This window comes from Candidatus Sarmatiella mevalonica, from assembly GCF_016751895.1.
GTDB lineage: Bacteria > Pseudomonadota > Alphaproteobacteria > Rickettsiales > Rickettsiaceae > Sarmatiella > Sarmatiella mevalonica.
This window is the reverse complement of the sequence record NZ_JACVVM010000005.1, coordinates 1-15,909: the sequence shown is the minus strand read 5'-3', so window position 1 is coordinate 15,909 and position 15,909 is coordinate 1. Positions and strand designations below refer to the sequence as shown.

General features: G+C 37.6%; 16 protein-coding genes and 3 pseudogenes. 9 read left to right on the top strand and 10 right to left on the bottom strand.

Annotated elements, in window-relative coordinates; translation table 11 throughout:
• The first annotated feature begins 88 nt into the window (after positions 1-88).
• Complete coding sequence (locus Sarmat_RS00965; RefSeq protein ID WP_202148987.1) at positions 89-1,276, top strand: hypothetical protein; 1,188 nt, start codon at positions 89-91, stop codon at positions 1,274-1,276.
• 135 nt (positions 1,277-1,411) lie between these two features.
• On the opposite strand, the pseudogene Sarmat_RS07260 reads toward Sarmat_RS00965, so the two are convergent.
• A pseudogene (locus tag Sarmat_RS07260) lies at positions 1,412-1,564 on the bottom strand (helix-turn-helix domain-containing protein); the annotation flags it as partial.
• A gap of 733 nt (positions 1,565-2,297) precedes the next feature.
• On the opposite strand from Sarmat_RS07260, the gene Sarmat_RS00955 reads away from it, so the two are divergent.
• The 3 genes from Sarmat_RS00955 to Sarmat_RS00950 all read left to right on the top strand — a co-directional run bounded on the left by Sarmat_RS00955 (position 2,298) and on the right by Sarmat_RS00950 (position 4,699).
• Positions 2,298-4,010: a ComEC/Rec2 family competence protein gene (locus Sarmat_RS00955; protein WP_202148986.1), complete on the top strand. Its 1,713-nt coding sequence runs from the start codon at positions 2,298-2,300 to the stop codon at positions 4,008-4,010.
• Between the two features lie 61 nt (positions 4,011-4,071).
• Positions 4,072-4,203, top strand: coding sequence for a hypothetical protein (locus Sarmat_RS07015; protein WP_279611718.1), 132 nt, complete (start codon positions 4,072-4,074; stop codon positions 4,201-4,203).
• Positions 4,204-4,549: 346 nt separating this feature from the next.
• Positions 4,550-4,699 (top strand): hypothetical protein, encoded by a 150-nt coding sequence (locus Sarmat_RS00950; RefSeq protein ID WP_202148985.1) that lies wholly within the window; start codon positions 4,550-4,552, stop codon positions 4,697-4,699.
• A 40-nt stretch (positions 4,700-4,739) separates the two neighbouring features.
• Here Sarmat_RS00950 and Sarmat_RS07255 read toward each other — a convergent pair.
• A pseudogene (locus Sarmat_RS07255) lies at positions 4,740-4,829 on the bottom strand (IS630 transposase-related protein); the annotation flags it as partial.
• A gap of 134 nt (positions 4,830-4,963) precedes the next feature.
• Between Sarmat_RS07255 and Sarmat_RS07250 the strand changes: the two are divergent.
• Positions 4,964-5,218, top strand: a complete 255-nt coding sequence (locus tag Sarmat_RS07250) for a hypothetical protein (protein ID WP_410520486.1) — start codon at positions 4,964-4,966, stop codon at positions 5,216-5,218.
• A gap of 318 nt (positions 5,219-5,536) precedes the next feature.
• On the opposite strand, the gene dprA is transcribed toward Sarmat_RS07250, so the two are convergent.
• The 6 genes from dprA to Sarmat_RS00910 form a co-directional block, all read right to left on the bottom strand.
• Positions 5,537-6,703 carry a DNA-processing protein DprA gene (gene dprA, locus Sarmat_RS00935; protein ID WP_202148983.1) on the bottom strand — a complete coding sequence of 389 codons (1,167 nt, stop codon included), beginning with the start codon at positions 6,701-6,703 and terminating at the stop codon, positions 5,537-5,539.
• Positions 6,704-6,712: 9 nt separating this feature from the next.
• Positions 6,713-7,357 carry a peroxiredoxin gene (locus tag Sarmat_RS00930; protein ID WP_202148982.1) on the bottom strand — a complete coding sequence of 215 codons (645 nt, stop codon included), beginning with the start codon at positions 7,355-7,357 and terminating at the stop codon, positions 6,713-6,715.
• Between the two features lie 98 nt (positions 7,358-7,455).
• Entirely contained in the window at positions 7,456-8,025 is a 570-nt protein-coding gene (locus Sarmat_RS00925) for a septal ring lytic transglycosylase RlpA family protein (RefSeq protein WP_202148981.1), read from the bottom strand.
• A 65-nt stretch (positions 8,026-8,090) separates the two neighbouring features.
• Entirely contained in the window at positions 8,091-8,780 is a 690-nt protein-coding gene (locus Sarmat_RS00920; RefSeq protein ID WP_202148980.1) for a BON domain-containing protein, read from the bottom strand.
• A gap of 63 nt (positions 8,781-8,843) precedes the next feature.
• Positions 8,844-11,279 (bottom strand): valine--tRNA ligase, encoded by a 2,436-nt coding sequence (locus Sarmat_RS00915; RefSeq protein WP_202148979.1) that lies wholly within the window; start codon positions 11,277-11,279, stop codon positions 8,844-8,846.
• 470 nt (positions 11,280-11,749) lie between these two features.
• Positions 11,750-12,043 carry a DUF2610 domain-containing protein gene (locus Sarmat_RS00910; RefSeq protein ID WP_207187024.1) on the bottom strand — a complete coding sequence of 98 codons (294 nt, stop codon included), beginning with the start codon at positions 12,041-12,043 and terminating at the stop codon, positions 11,750-11,752.
• 152 nt (positions 12,044-12,195) lie between these two features.
• Between Sarmat_RS00910 and Sarmat_RS00905 the strand changes: the two genes are divergently transcribed.
• Genes Sarmat_RS00905 through Sarmat_RS00895 form a run of 3 tightly spaced genes read left to right on the top strand, consistent with a single transcriptional unit; the run spans position 12,196 to position 14,611 of the window.
• Positions 12,196-13,122, top strand: coding sequence for a DUF2157 domain-containing protein (locus Sarmat_RS00905; RefSeq protein WP_202148978.1), 927 nt, complete (start codon positions 12,196-12,198; stop codon positions 13,120-13,122).
• A complete protein-coding gene (locus Sarmat_RS00900; protein ID WP_202148977.1) occupies positions 13,112-14,446 on the top strand; it encodes a DUF4401 domain-containing protein in 1,335 nt (444 codons plus the stop codon). The genes Sarmat_RS00905 and Sarmat_RS00900 overlap by 11 nt, the downstream gene beginning before the upstream one ends.
• Before the next feature lie 12 nt (positions 14,447-14,458).
• Positions 14,459-14,611 carry a hypothetical protein gene (locus Sarmat_RS00895; RefSeq protein WP_202148976.1) on the top strand — a complete coding sequence of 51 codons (153 nt, stop codon included), beginning with the start codon at positions 14,459-14,461 and terminating at the stop codon, positions 14,609-14,611.
• Positions 14,612-14,672: 61 nt separating this feature from the next.
• Here the strand turns inward: Sarmat_RS00895 and Sarmat_RS00890 are convergent, their stop codons facing one another.
• On the bottom strand, positions 14,673-15,113 hold the full coding sequence (locus Sarmat_RS00890) for a MarR family winged helix-turn-helix transcriptional regulator (protein WP_202148975.1): 441 nt from the start codon (positions 15,111-15,113) through the stop codon (positions 14,673-14,675).
• Positions 15,114-15,181: 68 nt separating this feature from the next.
• Here Sarmat_RS00890 and Sarmat_RS00885 point away from each other — a divergent pair, with 68 nt between their 5' ends.
• The gene (locus tag Sarmat_RS00885) at positions 15,182-15,577 is read left to right on the top strand and encodes a nuclear transport factor 2 family protein (RefSeq protein ID WP_202148974.1); all 396 of its coding nucleotides are present in this window, start codon (positions 15,182-15,184) and stop codon (positions 15,575-15,577) included.
• A gap of 30 nt (positions 15,578-15,607) precedes the next feature.
• On the opposite strand, the pseudogene Sarmat_RS00880 reads toward Sarmat_RS00885, so the two are convergent.
• Positions 15,608-15,909 (bottom strand): annotated as a pseudogene (locus Sarmat_RS00880) (IS5/IS1182 family transposase); the annotation flags it as partial.

The following is a 15,909-nucleotide window of genomic DNA, read 5'->3' as shown; positions in this document are numbered from 1 at the left end:
CTGATATTTTACAACTTATAGTATATATGATATAATATATAGAGATATTGGTAGTATTAGCAATGTAAATAATACGAGGTATGGTAAGATGTTCGGAGATATTCCTTTAGATAAGAAGAAAAATGCGGTGTATAGTCCAGAACAACTCGAGGAAAAGGCTAAGGAAGCCGAAAGAGCTAGAAAGTCTTTAGAATTGCGCCGTTTATATAGTTCACGCTTTAGACTGACTGAAGAAGAGCGGTTCAAAATGAAAACCGAAAAAATTATTTCTTTTCAGCAAGAAGAAAAGCACCTCACGTCATCGGAATTAAAGTATGTAAAGCGTATTGCAGAGTTATCGAACGAATACGCGAACTTTAGGCAATTATATGAATCAGGGATAAAAAAAGGTAAGATAAACACAAAACAACTTGAGAGCGTGATTCATAATTTCTTAGAAAAGGCTATGACTCATTTCTCATCTCTCTTTCAGTCTAAGGCGGCACAACACAAAAACCTAGAAAAGCAGATGTTACGACAAGATGCTATAACTCTCATTCTTACTAAGCAAAAAGAAGAGGCTATTCAGTTTACGCCTTTAGAATTACAAGAAGCACAAGAGACGCTCGCTATGCAAAAAATTAATTTTGTAGTTGAGGACAGGAAGCAAAGCACAGTCAATGAAAAACAAGAGAGTGTAAAATTTCTGCGTTGGGGAGAGGAAAAGATGACCTTTAATAGCCTTCTTATACTCGGCATGGATCAAAAAACTATGCATACAATTTTCGACAGTATCGCTCAGGTTAATGGAAGAGCGTCGGAACTAGAAGCTTTAGCCGCAATACAACAGTCATGCTATAAAGCGGATGAGAGAATATGCACCACTTATATTGAAGCTGTTAGACGGTGTGAAGGAGTTGGTTTAGAAGTGGAGCGAAAGTTTCCGGGGCGAGAGCAGGAAATGAAGGTAATGCATAAAATATTACGTAAAATGGCTATAGACATAGGACGGAGTAACTCTGATTACCAAAAAAATAATGTAGAACGTGCAATACTGCAAAACAAAACGGCTGCGCGTACAATCCAAAATATTGAGAAAAGCAAAGATATTCCTGCCGACATTAAACAAGCTGTAATAGGACAGATACAGCAAGAAATAATCGCTCACGATTTGCAGCAAACCATAGAAAAATATGCGGATACTAAGGTGGGAAAAGCTATGGTGCAGACTAAGGTAGTGCAATTGACCTTGAAAGATAGTATAAATCGTACGCGTTCCGAGTCGATGTTGCGGTAGTGTAGAGTATAGTTAATTAACTTGAATTAGGGAGAGCGAAGAAGGCTTCTATATAGTAATTTAGGTTGAATTAGGTATTTTAAAGAAATCAGAAATAGCCTCGTATATTTAATTTAACGTAGCTTTCAAGTGCTTCTAGATCAATTTTTCTTTTTGAACCACCTCGTTCTTTGCGAGATAATTGCCTTCTTTTTTATATTTTCGGTACCACCTTCCTATTGCTGATACACTTATTTTAAATAATTTAGATGCTTGGTCATAACTATTCCCAGCTTCTAAATATTCTACTACTTTTTCTCTTCAATCATTGCTATAGCTTTTTGTCATTTTTCCTTTCATTATAACGAAAAATTATATCTAATTCAATCTAAATTACTATATACAAGTTTTTTGGGCTTGACGTCTTTGATGCTTTCTATGTATTACTTGCTATTTTCTTCACTTGCTTCCACATAGGTAAGGGGTTTTTATAGCAAAATTTAACACTCTAGCCGAATGCCAGGAGCTTATTCCAAATCTATTACCCATGACTTCCAGCTTAGTGTTAGGATTATTTTTTACAAATAGTTCAATCTCCTTGTAATCCCTTCTTTAAATTAATGTTACTTTTTATTAAACAGAAGAGTGTGGAGTTTTGTAAAAAATCTATTGCGCGTATATACAATCTGTAGTATAAACTTCGTTAAGAATATATAATTTTTAATATTACTTTGTTTGCGCGAAGTTAGCCGTGATATTTCGTAAAACTTATCAATATCTATATAGTTGTCTAGGGCATGAATATTATTTTCTAGATTTATGGTATATCTTTAGTTTTATTAACGGAGTATTGCGTTATTTTCTCACAAATCACCAACCTCCCACATTCACTTATCTACTATTCCTCACCACCCTTCTACTCTTACTCTATCGTAATCTTTTGTTGCGTTTTATATTGTTCCTTTGCTTGTTTTATCATATTGGTTTGTACGTCTCCTACATTAGATGTAACTCAATAAAAACAATAGCAATAGAACATCCAATGGTTTCCGAAATAGAAGCTACAGTAGAAGGCGTTACCCCCATGAATCGCGGATATAATGTTTTGTTATCTAGCATCGAAGTATTAGATTATGACTCGCGAGTAGAAAAAGCATACGTGAGTTTCAGCAAGAGATATTTGAGTGCAGATGAAACGATTAATAAAGATTTGATAGGTTCTAGGGTACGCTGCAAAGCTATGTTAGATAAAATACAACAAGAGTTCTTGCCAAATCATCATCGTTTTTTCGTACTATGGTATTTTAATGACATAGGAGCAACGGGTTATGGGATGTCTAATATGCAAGTTTTATATCAGACGCGCACATCATATCTATATAGATTATTACATAAGATACGTGCATTTATTCATGCGCGATTCGATGAGGTGCTTGGTCCAGCGCATGGGGGATTTACTGCCGCCATTACATTAGGTAACTTAAAATGTATAAAAAAACAAGATCTAGAATCTATTAGAATAGCCGGCATTTCTCATGTATTATGCGTCTCCGGCCTGCATATTTCTTTAGTTATTGGCATTTGCGCTAAAAGCATTAGATTTATATTAAATCTATTTGGCGTCACAGAATCTAGAATAGATGCGCGTTTAATTTCTTACTCTTTAGCCACGATTGGAGGATATTTTTATTTAAAACTAAGTGGTACAAATATCGCGGCTACTCGCGCCTTCTTGATGGGAGCTCTGATGGTTGTTGGCCTTGTTAAAGATCGCGGAGTATTCTATTTGCGACATTTGGGTGTGGCGGCATTTGTTATGCTATGTTTTCGACCAGAATATATACTCTCTCCTAGTTTCCAACTATCATTTATTTCCGTCGCTTCGCTAATAGCAGGTTTTCAGTTCTTTCCAGTAAATGTTAGTGGTAATATCGCTAAATCCTTTTGGAATAAAATTCTGTCTAACTTATATTCTAGTTTTCTTGCATCTATAGTAGTAGCACCAATAGCTATTTTTAATTTTTGTACTTTCTCCACATACTCTATTCCCGCTAACCTCATTGTAGTGCCTATTATTGCAATATTCTTTATGCCGCTATTGGTGCTGTGTTTAATACTTATGCCATTTGGTTTTGATTACTATCCTTTAAAAGGCTTAGATTTCTTTATCAAAATTATTTTAAATACTTGTCGTTACATACAAAACCTACCGTACTCTATACTATATACGGGGTTTTGGTGCAATGAGAGTGTTTGTTTGTTTTGCTTTGGCTTCGCTGTTTTTGTCATTATACAAGCTAAATTGCGTTTTGTTGGAGTAGTGATGATGTTGATATCGGCAGTATATGGGCTATGCACTCAAACTCCGGATCTTATTGTTTCTGTCCACGCTGGACACGTTGGATTTAAACAAGATGATGGTTTTAAAATTTATAGCAACTCTCTCTCAAAATTTTATGCGCAGTATTGGTCTAATTGGATGGGGCAGAAGGAAATATATCGATTCAAAAAACATAATTCTTTTATCCTATCAAACGGATCTACCCTAAGAATTAATTCTACGTCAGCAGATTGCTCCGAGGCTGATATTCAAATAAATAAAAATAATGCAATATGCAATAAAGGTAGGCAGATTATTGATATTGGACAAATATCTGATGCTCATACTATATTGTTATTCTGTCAAGGAGATGTGTGCAACATTGAGCCGGTGGGGATTACAAATCTAGATCGCGTTTTGTCGCGCGGTTATTAGGCGTTCAGTCCTGGTGTTTGATCCCAGAGAATAATGGTATATATTATGAAGAGAATAATTTATGGAGAAAAATCTTATGGAACAAATATTACACGCGAATGCCAGAACAACGAAGGCAATCCGTAGAGAGATCCGTGATAGTAAAGAGAGCATAGAGAAAGCGGCTAAAAGATTTAATAGACCTCTTTCCTAACTCTACTCCTGATGGCAACTGTGGCGACGCTGTCGATGCGCAAGTCCTCACGTACTTCATGTACGCTGCGGCTCTGTACTTCGTATACTCCTCGCATTTGCGCATCATGAGCGAGTTTTGAAAGAGGTCTAATTTACCAATCACGATCATCATAAAAATACTTTTACTCATATATTTGAGCGTGTTTGCAATGAGCATCAGATAGAGCATAAAAAGACTAAGATCAAGCGTCCTTGGACTAATGGGTAGGTAGAGCGAATGAACAGAACTCTCAAAGAAACAACTGCAAAACAATTTCCATTATGTATCTCATGATGAGCTGAAACAGCATCTGCATGCTTATTTGATGGCTTATAACTTCGCTAAACGACTTAAAGCCATCAAAGGAAAAACTCCTTGGCAATTTATATTAAATCAGTGGACAACTCATCCTGAATATTTTATAGTTAATCCTAACCATTTCTTGCTGGGACTAAACACCTATGTTATCCTATGAATATCGACGTCCATAGCGCAACCCCTCATGATATAGTAATTTAGGTTGAATTAGGTATTTTAAATAATTTAGATGCTTGGTCATAACTATTTCCAACTTCTAAATATTCTAATACTTTTTCTCTGAAATCATTGCTATAGCTTTTTTGTCATTTTTCCTTTCATTATAACGAAAAATTATATCTAATTCAACCTAAATTACTATAGCAACTGTGCAAAAAGAGTATTATTTGGTCTAAAGGAAAAATTTCCAAGGTTAGTAAGGATTTTAGCTGACCAATGTTACCAAAGAGATTTACAGAAGTGGTTTTATACTCACACTCGTGGTAGTTTGCTTACCATTGTTAAGCCTAAAGCTGGCACTAAGGGCTTTCAGGTGCAACAGTGGAGATGGCTTGTAGAGCGCTCATTCGCTTGGCTTGGTAACTTTAGAAGATTAGACCTCTTGCATAACCTAAAAATGAAGGAGGAATTCTTAGGAAAAATGATGTTGAGCGCCGCAGCATACTCTAGTATATGAGGAGCGCAAAGGAGTTTTGGCAACAAAATTACCCCACGGAATAGGTTATGCAAGAGGTCTATTGTCAAAAGATTACGAAATAACCACCTCTTCAGCTAAGGCTTCTGTACAATTGGCTTTTACAAAATTATGATGAAAAACTTATCACGTGGTTTTACGTGACTGATTCTGAAAGTATAGTTTATATTGACGAGAGCGGCATCGAGATGACGATATGCAAGGATCGGGGATGTGGAAAGAAGGCGAGAAGCTAGTTAGTAAAAAGAGTGGCAAACATTACGAAAGAACGAATATTATAGCAGGATAAATCAATAGCACCTATGCTATTTGAAGCTCGAGTTGAGCGCACTGGGTTAAGCAAATCTTACCGTTGGTTCTAGATATTTTACCCGCCAGTTCTAACTCTAGTAATATGACGCATACCACAGAGATATCTAGCTCGGCCATAGCAATAATATGCTCTAATTCAGTCTCCGAATAGGTGAGCAATTCCATCACCTTCCTCCTCGCATCATCAGTAACAGCTGCTTGGATATTCTCAAAATCTATTTCTCTGTCTTTAAAGCTATTCAACCTATCTTCAACCATCATTGCATGTAGTAACGGAGGAGTTAATTGTTCGGTAATATCATTAATATTCTCCACTAGATGCGCTCCATTTTTTAACAATTTATTAGAACCATGGTAACGAGGATCCATAGGAAAACCTGGCACCACAAACAACTCCCGATTTTGCTCTAAGGTAGTTCTAGCCGTAATTAATGAGCCAGACTTGAGGCTAGCTTCTATTACCACAGTGCCTAGCGATATACCGGAGATCAGGCGATTGCGCCGCGAAAAATGATTAGGTTGCACAACTGTACCTATCGGTGATTCTGAGATAAGTAGTCCATCTTGCGCTATACGATGATACAATTGAGTATTTTCTTGAGGATAGATATGATTAATATCTCCGGCAAGCAGCGCAATTGTTCGCGCCGTGTCCGCTTTATGTACTGCAGCATCTATTCCGCGCGCTAACCCAGAAGCGCAATAATACCCACACTGCATTAATTCTTTTGCCAGCTTAGATGCCATTGCTAAGCCGTTACTAGATGCATTGCGCGCACCCACCACTGCCACGACATTCTGTCTCATAAGCTCGGTTCTACCTTTGCATATCAATACTGGTGGGGGGTCTGTAATTTGCCGCAGTATTTTAGAGTAATCGGGGTTTAGGTATGTGATTAATTTTGCATTAGATTTGTTAATTAACTCTATCTCACTCTCCGCTTGTTGGCGCGAGTAGATTGCTAGTGGGTTTTTTTTACCTCCTCTACGCGCAAAATCTGGTAGATGGAGTAGAGCCTTGCTGGCATTACCAAATAGTTTAATAAGATGAAAGAAAGTGATCGGCCCTATATTCTCGCTGCGAATTAAACGTAAGATACTGATCGTTTCCTCGTCATAAGATTGGGATTTTGTTGATAAAAAATTCTCTAACATAAAACAACTCTAAAGAGTATCAGCATGAGAAGTAAGGTAAGACGATACGCCTGATGTAGTAGGAGTCATACCCTCTTTACCTTTATGCCAACCAGCAGGGCAAACTTCTCCATATTCTTGGAAGTGAATTAATGCATCAATTACACGCATCATTTCCTCTATGCTCCTGCCTATCGGCGCATCGTTAATTAACATATGGCGCAGCACGAGATTTTCATCCACTACAAACGTGCCGCGTAAACTTATGCCTTCGTTAGAAAGTACACCGAAGGTTTTAGACATTTCTTTTGTAAGATCTGCAACCATCGGTATAGCAATATCTCCCACACCTCCTTTTTCATATGAAGTTCTTTTCCATGCTAAGTGGCAATATGGTGAATCGACGCTCGCTAATAAGACCTTGGTATCGCGGTCGTTAAATTCGTTAATTCTATTATTTATAGCGATAATTTCTGATGGACAGACAAAGGTGAAGTCTAGTGGATAAAAGAAAATTACACCCTTTGATTCGCCAAAATAGTCGTGTAGTTCGAGGGTTTTGATCTCATTATCAGGCATTACGGTTTTGATGTGAAAATTTGGTATTTTTTTACCAACAAAGACTCTGTCGCGAGTGCATTCATGACATTTAGTGTCATCTATTATAGTGCTCATATATCTGAATTTTATATTATTAAAAATAAGCGTCACCAGAGGTGTCTTTGTTAGGATAGCAAATACAAAATCAATCTCAAGATGTTTATATGAAAAAATTATCGAATTATTTCTTCATGAGGTAGTTTAGAAAGTGATCTAATGTGTTGGTATGCGATAGAGCGAGACTTGGTGTTGCTATTGCTACGTATTGCGCTTAACATACTGGCTGTTTCTTGCTGTAGATATTCTAAGCGTACTTTACTAAGGCCAGCGCGTTTGATATTTAATATTTCAGCAGCTTCCTTGCATACATCAATTACTCTACCACGCACAAAGGGGCCTTTATCGTTAATCATAACCACCACAGATCTACCATTCTTTACGTTGATAACCTTTACTAAAGAAAACATAGGTAGCCTTCTGTGCGCCGCAGTAAGGAGCTTTTTGCCATCTAACGAAGATGCGCTCCTCCCTTTATACCAAGAAGCTAGACCTGTTTCTTGGTATGGTTTATCTAGCAAGCGCGTTTTGCATCTCACCCCAGCTATTTCGTACATGCCACTATGCGCCGCATGAGACTTCTTTTTAAGCTCTATTTTTGATTGTAATTGCGCTTCCGTTCTAGATTTAAAACCTTTGTCTACTTCATGTATGTAATTTTTGCTATTGGTGCGCGCATTTGCCATGTTCGGCTGCAACGCATAGCAACATAATAACAAATAGTATGATAGGATTTTGATAGTGCGATGAATCATTTATATTTCCATCCATTTTTATTTTTTCGTATACTCATTTTTTTTATTTCAGATATGTCTTGGTCATATACACCACCAGATTCTTGGTAAGATTCAGACTGTAGCTTTACATACGAGACCACCTTTGTTACGCCATTGGTTACTGCAGCCAACTCATTCACTTTCTCTATCTCATCTGAGTTCTTGGCTGCGCCGAATAGATATACTACCCCATCTACAGTAATAACTGTATAATTAGAAGATTTAATTTTTGCTTCTAACAATATTTTACAGCGTAGTGTGCTAGTAATCAATAAATCTTGCATATACTGCGAAACATCTACGGAGTCTTTTGTGTCTAAAGTAAGGTTATTTGTAACACTTTGCACGCCTGGTACATCCCAAGCTATTTGCACTGCCTCCAAAATATCTTCTTCATTTTTTAACTTACCAACAAGAAACACCGCGCCTTCTGTTACTTCCACATCAATATTCAAATATAATCTTTTAAATCTGTGCTTATGCATAAACTGCGCTTTGATGCCGCTAGCAATTTCCACATCTTGCCATACTTTTTTAATACCCTTGTCGTGAGTAATATGAGGTATGGTTTTTACTGTATTAATTGTATATGCAATTGGTTTACTGCACCCGCTCAAACAGGTGAGTACCATGTATAAGCCAACAATAATTAGAATATTATTCATAAATGCATTTAATAAAAGATTCTCTATGACGAGTTCTTTTCTATCTCAATTTTATATTTTATTTTACAAAATGATATTTATTTTTGTTATCTCGCCAACATGCACGAAGGTGCAGTCGGTATTCAACGCAATTTCTAAATTCTGCGCATTAGTTACGTTTTTTAAATCTTCTAATAAGCTAGAATCTAGCGCTACATTAATTTGTAGTTTCGAGATTTCAGCTTTAATTGAGAGATGTTTTTCTGATTTAACCTTGCGCACAATATTTAAAATATCAAGTAGATACTCTACCTCTCGCTCCTGCCCTTGACTAAGCGCAACAGGGTTGTGCGCTATCCAAGAACCCTTAGTATGTATACTTTGCACATCATATAAACCTAGATAAATACATTCGGTAACATAAGGCATGAATACCGAGAACAACTTTAATATTATCTTAAAACTATGGCGCAAAAAACACAAAGCACTATTTTTTTGGGAATCGGGATGGTTCTGATATATTCTCCCCTTCACTATCTCTAAGTAGTCATCGCAGAATGCGAATAAAAAGAAAGATTCTATTTCTTCCATTGCCATAGAGTATTCATAGCTCATCATGTAGCCTTGGTATTGCTCCGCCACTTTTAATAGCTTATTAAAATAATATCTATCTAAAGGATGGGTGATGAGTTTTATATCCGCACCTTCTTGCGGCTGATCTGATAGATTCAGTTCCAAAAACTTAGCTGCATTCCATAATTTATTTACTAACCTTTTGCCAATTTTTAAAACATTTTCAGAATAGCATGTGTCCGCACCTAGTTTAGACTTTGCCGTCCAATATCTTAGAACATCTGGGCCATATAAATTAAGCAGTTGATCAGGCTCTACTATATTCCCTTTAGATTTAGACATTTTGGATTTATCATGCGCTAAACACCAACCACTAATCATGATATTATGCCAGGGTTGGCGGCCAAAACGCAGATAAGAGTTTAAAAGAGTATAAAAAGCCCATGTGCGCAATATTTCGTGCGCTTGAGGTCTAAGATCAACGATTCTTTTGCCAAGCACAGCATCTGTTGCGAGTTCCGGAGAAATACTGCTGGTCATCCAGGTATCAAATACATCAAAATCCGGCTCTACTTCTGTAGCCCCATAGCCATGCGGCAGGGAGTTGACGGGGTCTATGGGCAGCTCCTGCTTACTTGGTAGTAACACGCGCCCCTCTTCCCCAGCCCTTTTAGAATACCATACCGGCACTGGCACGCCAGAAAAGCGTTGCCTGCTAATACACCAGTCCCACGCCACACCCTTAATCCAGTTCTGCAATTTAATTTTCATAGACTCAGGCCGCCACTGAATCTGATCTACCATACGTAGCAACTCTTCTCTAAACTCTACAGTTTTAATAAACCATTGATTATTCACTAAAATTTCTAGAGGAGCGCCAGACCTTTCGGCGCATTTTACTCTATGTACTAATGGTTCTTGATGAATCACTGCATCGCCTAGTGCCTCTATTATATAAGCCCTAGCCTTATTCACTTTCATGCCATTCAACTCAGGCAGGATGGAGAATGAGTGAATGATGTTGCCTTGTTTATCTATAATAATTCTGGTAGGTAATTTATATTTTCTCCACCACAAAACGTCAGTAGTATCGCCAAACGTGCAGCACATCACCAGCCCCGTGCCCTTTTCTGGGTCTACCGCATCATCTGCAATTAATGGCACTTTGTGCGCGAATAGTGGTGAGGTAAGCTGCTTTCCAACAAACCTAGTGTATCTAGAATCATCTGGGTTACATAACACAGCAACAACAGCTGGCATTAATTCTGGTCGCGTGGTTGCTATAACCAGATTCTGAGAATCGAGCTGATCAAACAAGATGTGATACATTACGCTAGGTTTTTCTTTATCTTCTATATCCGCTTGTGCTAGCGCAGTTTGGTCTACGCAGTCCCAAAATACTGGCTCCTGCGCGCGATAGGCTAAATTTTTTTCTAATAATTCTATAAAAGAGCTCTGAGAGAGCGCTTGAGAGTTAGTGTTGATGGATTGATAAAGCAAACTCCAATCTACGCTTAAGCCTATTCGTTGGAATAAATCTTGGAACTGCTGCTCGTAGTTTTTAATAATTTCTAAGCACTTGTCTCGAAAATCATTGCGGGAAAGTTGGTGCGCCTTGATGTCTAGGTTTTTTTCTACTAAACGCTCCGTTGGCAGACCATTATCATCAAACCCCATTGGATAAAAAACGTTTTTACCAATTAATCTCTGAAATCTTGCTATAAAATCGGTGTGGGTGTAGCTGTACACATGCCCTATATGTAGCAAACCAGATACTGTAGGAGGGGGGGTGTCTATCACAAAACATGCATCTGGATCTTGTAGCTCGCGATTATATGCATACACTGCAGTTTCTTGCCAAAAATCTTGCGCTATCGTCTGAATTAATTGAAAATCATATGATTTACTAGACAGGAACTGTTCTTTGAGCTTGTTAATGAGATCCATAGATTTTTTGTAGTAAGAGATTTGCTAGAATAATAACTGCCATTATATATCTCATTGATTAGTGATGCAATGAGAGGCGGACGGCACCTTTTAGGTCTTGTGCAAAATTCTACTCCTGACGGCGATGTGTGCATCACTCAAATTTCGAGATCTTCACTTAACTTATGCTTTATGTGCGCTCGAACATTTACTTCTCACCAACGGTTTTAAAAAGAGGTTTGTTGTTTTGCGCGGACTACGAAGTGTATACTGATACTCGGATATAAATAAATTTTAATACAGGTGTTGCGATGAAGAAAAATTTAATATTTACTGCAATACAATTAACTTTGTCTTGCGTCTTGCTGTTTGGTTTAAGTAGTTGTGGTTTAAAACAGAAGATAGAAATGCCAGTTTTAGATCGTTAAGACACACCACTTCTCATTTACAATGAGTGTTAGGGTTTAAGTATGTTAAGCAAAGCAATTATCTTATTCCTCTTCGTTTTCTACTGATGCCTCTTGAGAATCTTGAGATGTCTGAATTTGAGCAGAGCCTATCGCGTAAACACACAAAGCATCTAGCTCTACTAAGTTTTTTAATGCAATGGTATTCAACCGCCCTATAGCATCCATTACTGGGCCTGGAATTGTGCCACCTCTACTTTTCGACATTATGTCCGCTTGAAAGTATAATGGATGATGGTCTGATTGTGCTGATCCTAAATATATAACGCTGGCAAACATTTGGCCGCCAAAGTCGCAATCTACAACGAATTTTTTCATGATGATAATTTTTCTTATTTTCTTACATTATCTAATTTGTGCAACAAACTGCCGCAGTTCATTATTATAACATGGAGGCGTTGTCGCGATATACAATGAATATGATGAATTAGTTTATGATTTTCAAAAAATTATAAAAAAAAGTATACAGGATGCATATTATTAATTTAAAACTTAGTTTGCTGGGCGCTGCGCTGATTACTATTGGTATTATTAATTTATTTGTTGTGAATTGGTTAAATATACCTGTTGTAATAAAACTTCTTTTTGTATATTTTGCAATTATTACCGCGGTTGTATTGGCTATAACCTTGAACAATCATGGTATGGTATCCCAAACATCTATGCTACTTGCGACTATTTTAGTATATGTGTTTCTTACGATGCTGAATACGCAATATCATCTAGCTTTGGTAGATTATAAGCTGTTCATAACTTGGGCTTTGCTGATATTTTCTTGGACATTCATTTCTCGTTGTGCAATGCAATGGTTAGCGTTCTTATCTGTATTAAATCTGGCATGTATTACGTGGCAATGCCAAACAGTACAATTAGGGATGATATTATGGAAAGGTCATCAATATGAATTACCTAAAATCTGCATTTCTTTAATCTCATTGAATCTTTGCGCTTTATTGACAAGAGAGTACCTAGTTACTAAACGCAGCTATATTTGGCTGAACGGTGAATGGTTTAGAGTGGTGTTGTGTGCAAAATTAGTGATATGCGCTTCCATCCCGCTTTTGCTATGGATTTTTAATGGGATCAGTACTTCTTCTGCGTTATGTTTAGTGGCTGGTATGTTTGGAATTTTTGTCTACAGTTTGATGTATTATCTATATCGATATAAAACGCCAAGTGTGTATACGCTCTTTATTATATTTTTTGGCGCTTGTGCTGTGATCGAAATTTTTTTAATAAAACAACTGATGGCAATACATGGAAGGATCAAATTTTGGCTTATAAGTATTACTGCTATACTACTATTTTCTTTAGCTTGTTTATTACTGCGCAAAACAATAGAATGGATGAGGAATGAACATAATATGAAAGAAAGTTGTGGCGATTATGGAAAGTAAACGTAAGAAATATGCGAAGCACAGAGCTGCTAATATACGCCCAATATGCGAGGATTCGAGCATCGCAACGATGAGCGTAGTTGTTGCGAAAGTAGAGCTGCAAAAGAAGTCTAATGCTGAATTTAATGGGCGTTGTAGTGTAGGTCTACGAGAGGAGCTTCTTTCGGCTTTTCTCGTTGTTTTTATATGTATTGGAGCTTTTATTGCATTTTTCTCCGGTTTGAATATATTGCCAGTAATATCATCTCAACCAATAAATGTGCAGTTTGCAGTTGGTATTTTAGGTATCATAGTTTCTATTTTTCTATATATCCGCTTTGAAAATAAAACCGGATTTGCATATTACTTTTATAATATACTCTCTTTTAGCTGCGTCATGCTTAGTAGATTCGTGCTGTTTGGGGTTGTGAGAGAAGCGAAAATTGACGCCCCTTTTTTATGGACTATGGTTACCCTGGCACTCATTAGCATCACATACCCCTTCTATCGAATATTCATCGATAGGTTTTTATCTGTATGTTTTGTTCTATGTACGTTTGTACAAGACGCTCATAATCTATGTAATTATAGCTCGTTTCAATCATGCGTTCTGTGTCAGAGTCGCGCATCAATCTTTCCTATCACTGACATACTTTTCTCCTGCGCTTTTTGCGTGCAGTTTGGTTGTGTAATGCTATTCATGCTCTACTATAGCACAAGGCCTGCACAGTATACTCCGATGTATACTCCGATAATTCATGCCTTTGCCGCCTTTTTATGTGTTGCGCTCGCCTTATTCGGCTCTGGTCTGGAGAAGGCGAGAGTTGTTTACTCAACCTTCTATCTTACTACAAATATAGTAACCCCTATGGGGTTCGTATGTTTCCTTATATATGGGCGAAAATATCTTATTAGACATCCTTCCAAACTCATTCATGATGAGCAAATGCAAGGAGCAGAACTCCCAGCGTACATAGAGTTAAGTGATGGTTTCGAATCAGCAGCGACGCATACATCACCATCAGGAGTGGAGTTTGGAAAGAAGGCTATTCACTTAGAGCGCTGGCTTTGCGCGTTGCTGTGCGTATGCTCCTTGTTGATAGGATATTTGGGTGCGTCGGGGGCGCTACTTGCATTGATGTTTGTTATATTTAGTTATGCACAAAAACACTATATCGCATACATTATAAGCTCTATTCTTTTTTTTGCCTTTGCTATTATGTATTACTACACCGCAGACATGGAGCCGGTAATTAGGTCTTGGCTAATGATAGCTAGTGGTTTAGTGATGCTGTTTGTTGCGCTCTTATCAGAGAGAAGCGCTGGGCAACTTAGAAGTAATTAGACAATAGACCTCTTGCATAACCTATTCCGTGGGGTAATTTTGTTGCCAAAACTCCTTTGCGCTCCTCATATACTAGAGTATGCTGCGGCGCTCAACATCATTTTTCCTAAGAATTCCTCCTTCATTTTTAGGTTATGCAAGAGGTCTAATAGATCTGCTGCGTAAGTATGAGTTTGAAAGGAAGTTAATAAACGTACTTTATTTATTTCCACCGTTGCACATTGCTCTAATGTCGTAAATTATTAAAAAACTCCAGTAATAGTTCTTCAAAAAGCGCTCGATGCTCATCGCTGATAGTGGCTAGCATGCGTGATTCAACAGCGCGTATCATGTCATGAGCTTGAGTTACAACTTTATAACCTTGATCTGTTAACTCTGTGCATAAAATCCTACCATGAGAAGCATCACTTTCACGCCGCACGAACCCTCGCCTTTCCAAGTTCGAAACAATACCATGCATGGTCTGTGCCGTGATAAATGCTGACCTTGCAAGGGTCGCATTAGATGTGCCTGGCTTTAGTTCTAATTGCGCAAGTACTGCATATTGCGGCGTAGTAAGATCAAGAACTCTCAAAGCTTCATCCATCTGAATGCGTAAAGCGTGCTGGGTCTTTTTTAGTTTGTATCCGAGTAAACTTTGTACGCCTATCTCTTTATCTATTGACATATCAGCGTCCTTATATTACAATATATTATCAGTATGCTTATACTATAATAAAATAATAAAAATTTAATATGAACACAAGTGTTTTTGAGTCGAATAACAACTTAGCGATCGCTAAAAACTATTACAATGCCATGCTAGCAAAAGACTTTGATAAAATGGCTGGCTACTTACATAACGATGTGCATTTCCTCGGACCGCTTGCAGAAATGTATAACAAGGATGCCGTTGTGACGGCCGCTAAGAATTTTGCCGGAATATTGCAGGATATCAAAATCAGGTCGCGTTTTGCAGCAGGTGATCAAATTATGTTCGCTTATGATATGACCATTCCTGCGCCTATCGGTAAGTTTCGAGCCGCAGTTTTGATGGGTTTTAGGGATGGTCTGATCTCTAAAATAGAGTTATTTTATGACGCAACCCCATTTCAAGAGAAAAAGAGTAAGATTTTTGAAGACGATAATTAGAACCAGTCACGTAAAACTACGTGATAAGTTTTACATCATAATTTTTGTAAAAGCCAATTGTACAAAAGCCTTAGCTGAAGAGGTGGTTATTCCGTAATCTTTTGATAATCTTCTAAAGTTACCAAGCCAAGCGAATGAGCGCTCTACAAGCCATCTCCACTGTCGCACCTGAAAGCAATTGGTGCCAGCTTTAGGCTTAACAATGGTAAGTAAACTACCACGAGTGTGAGTATAAAACCACTTCTGTAAATCTCTTTGGTAACATTGGTCAGCTAAAATCCTTACTAACCTTGGAAATTTTTCCTTTAGACCAAATAATACTCTTTTTGCAC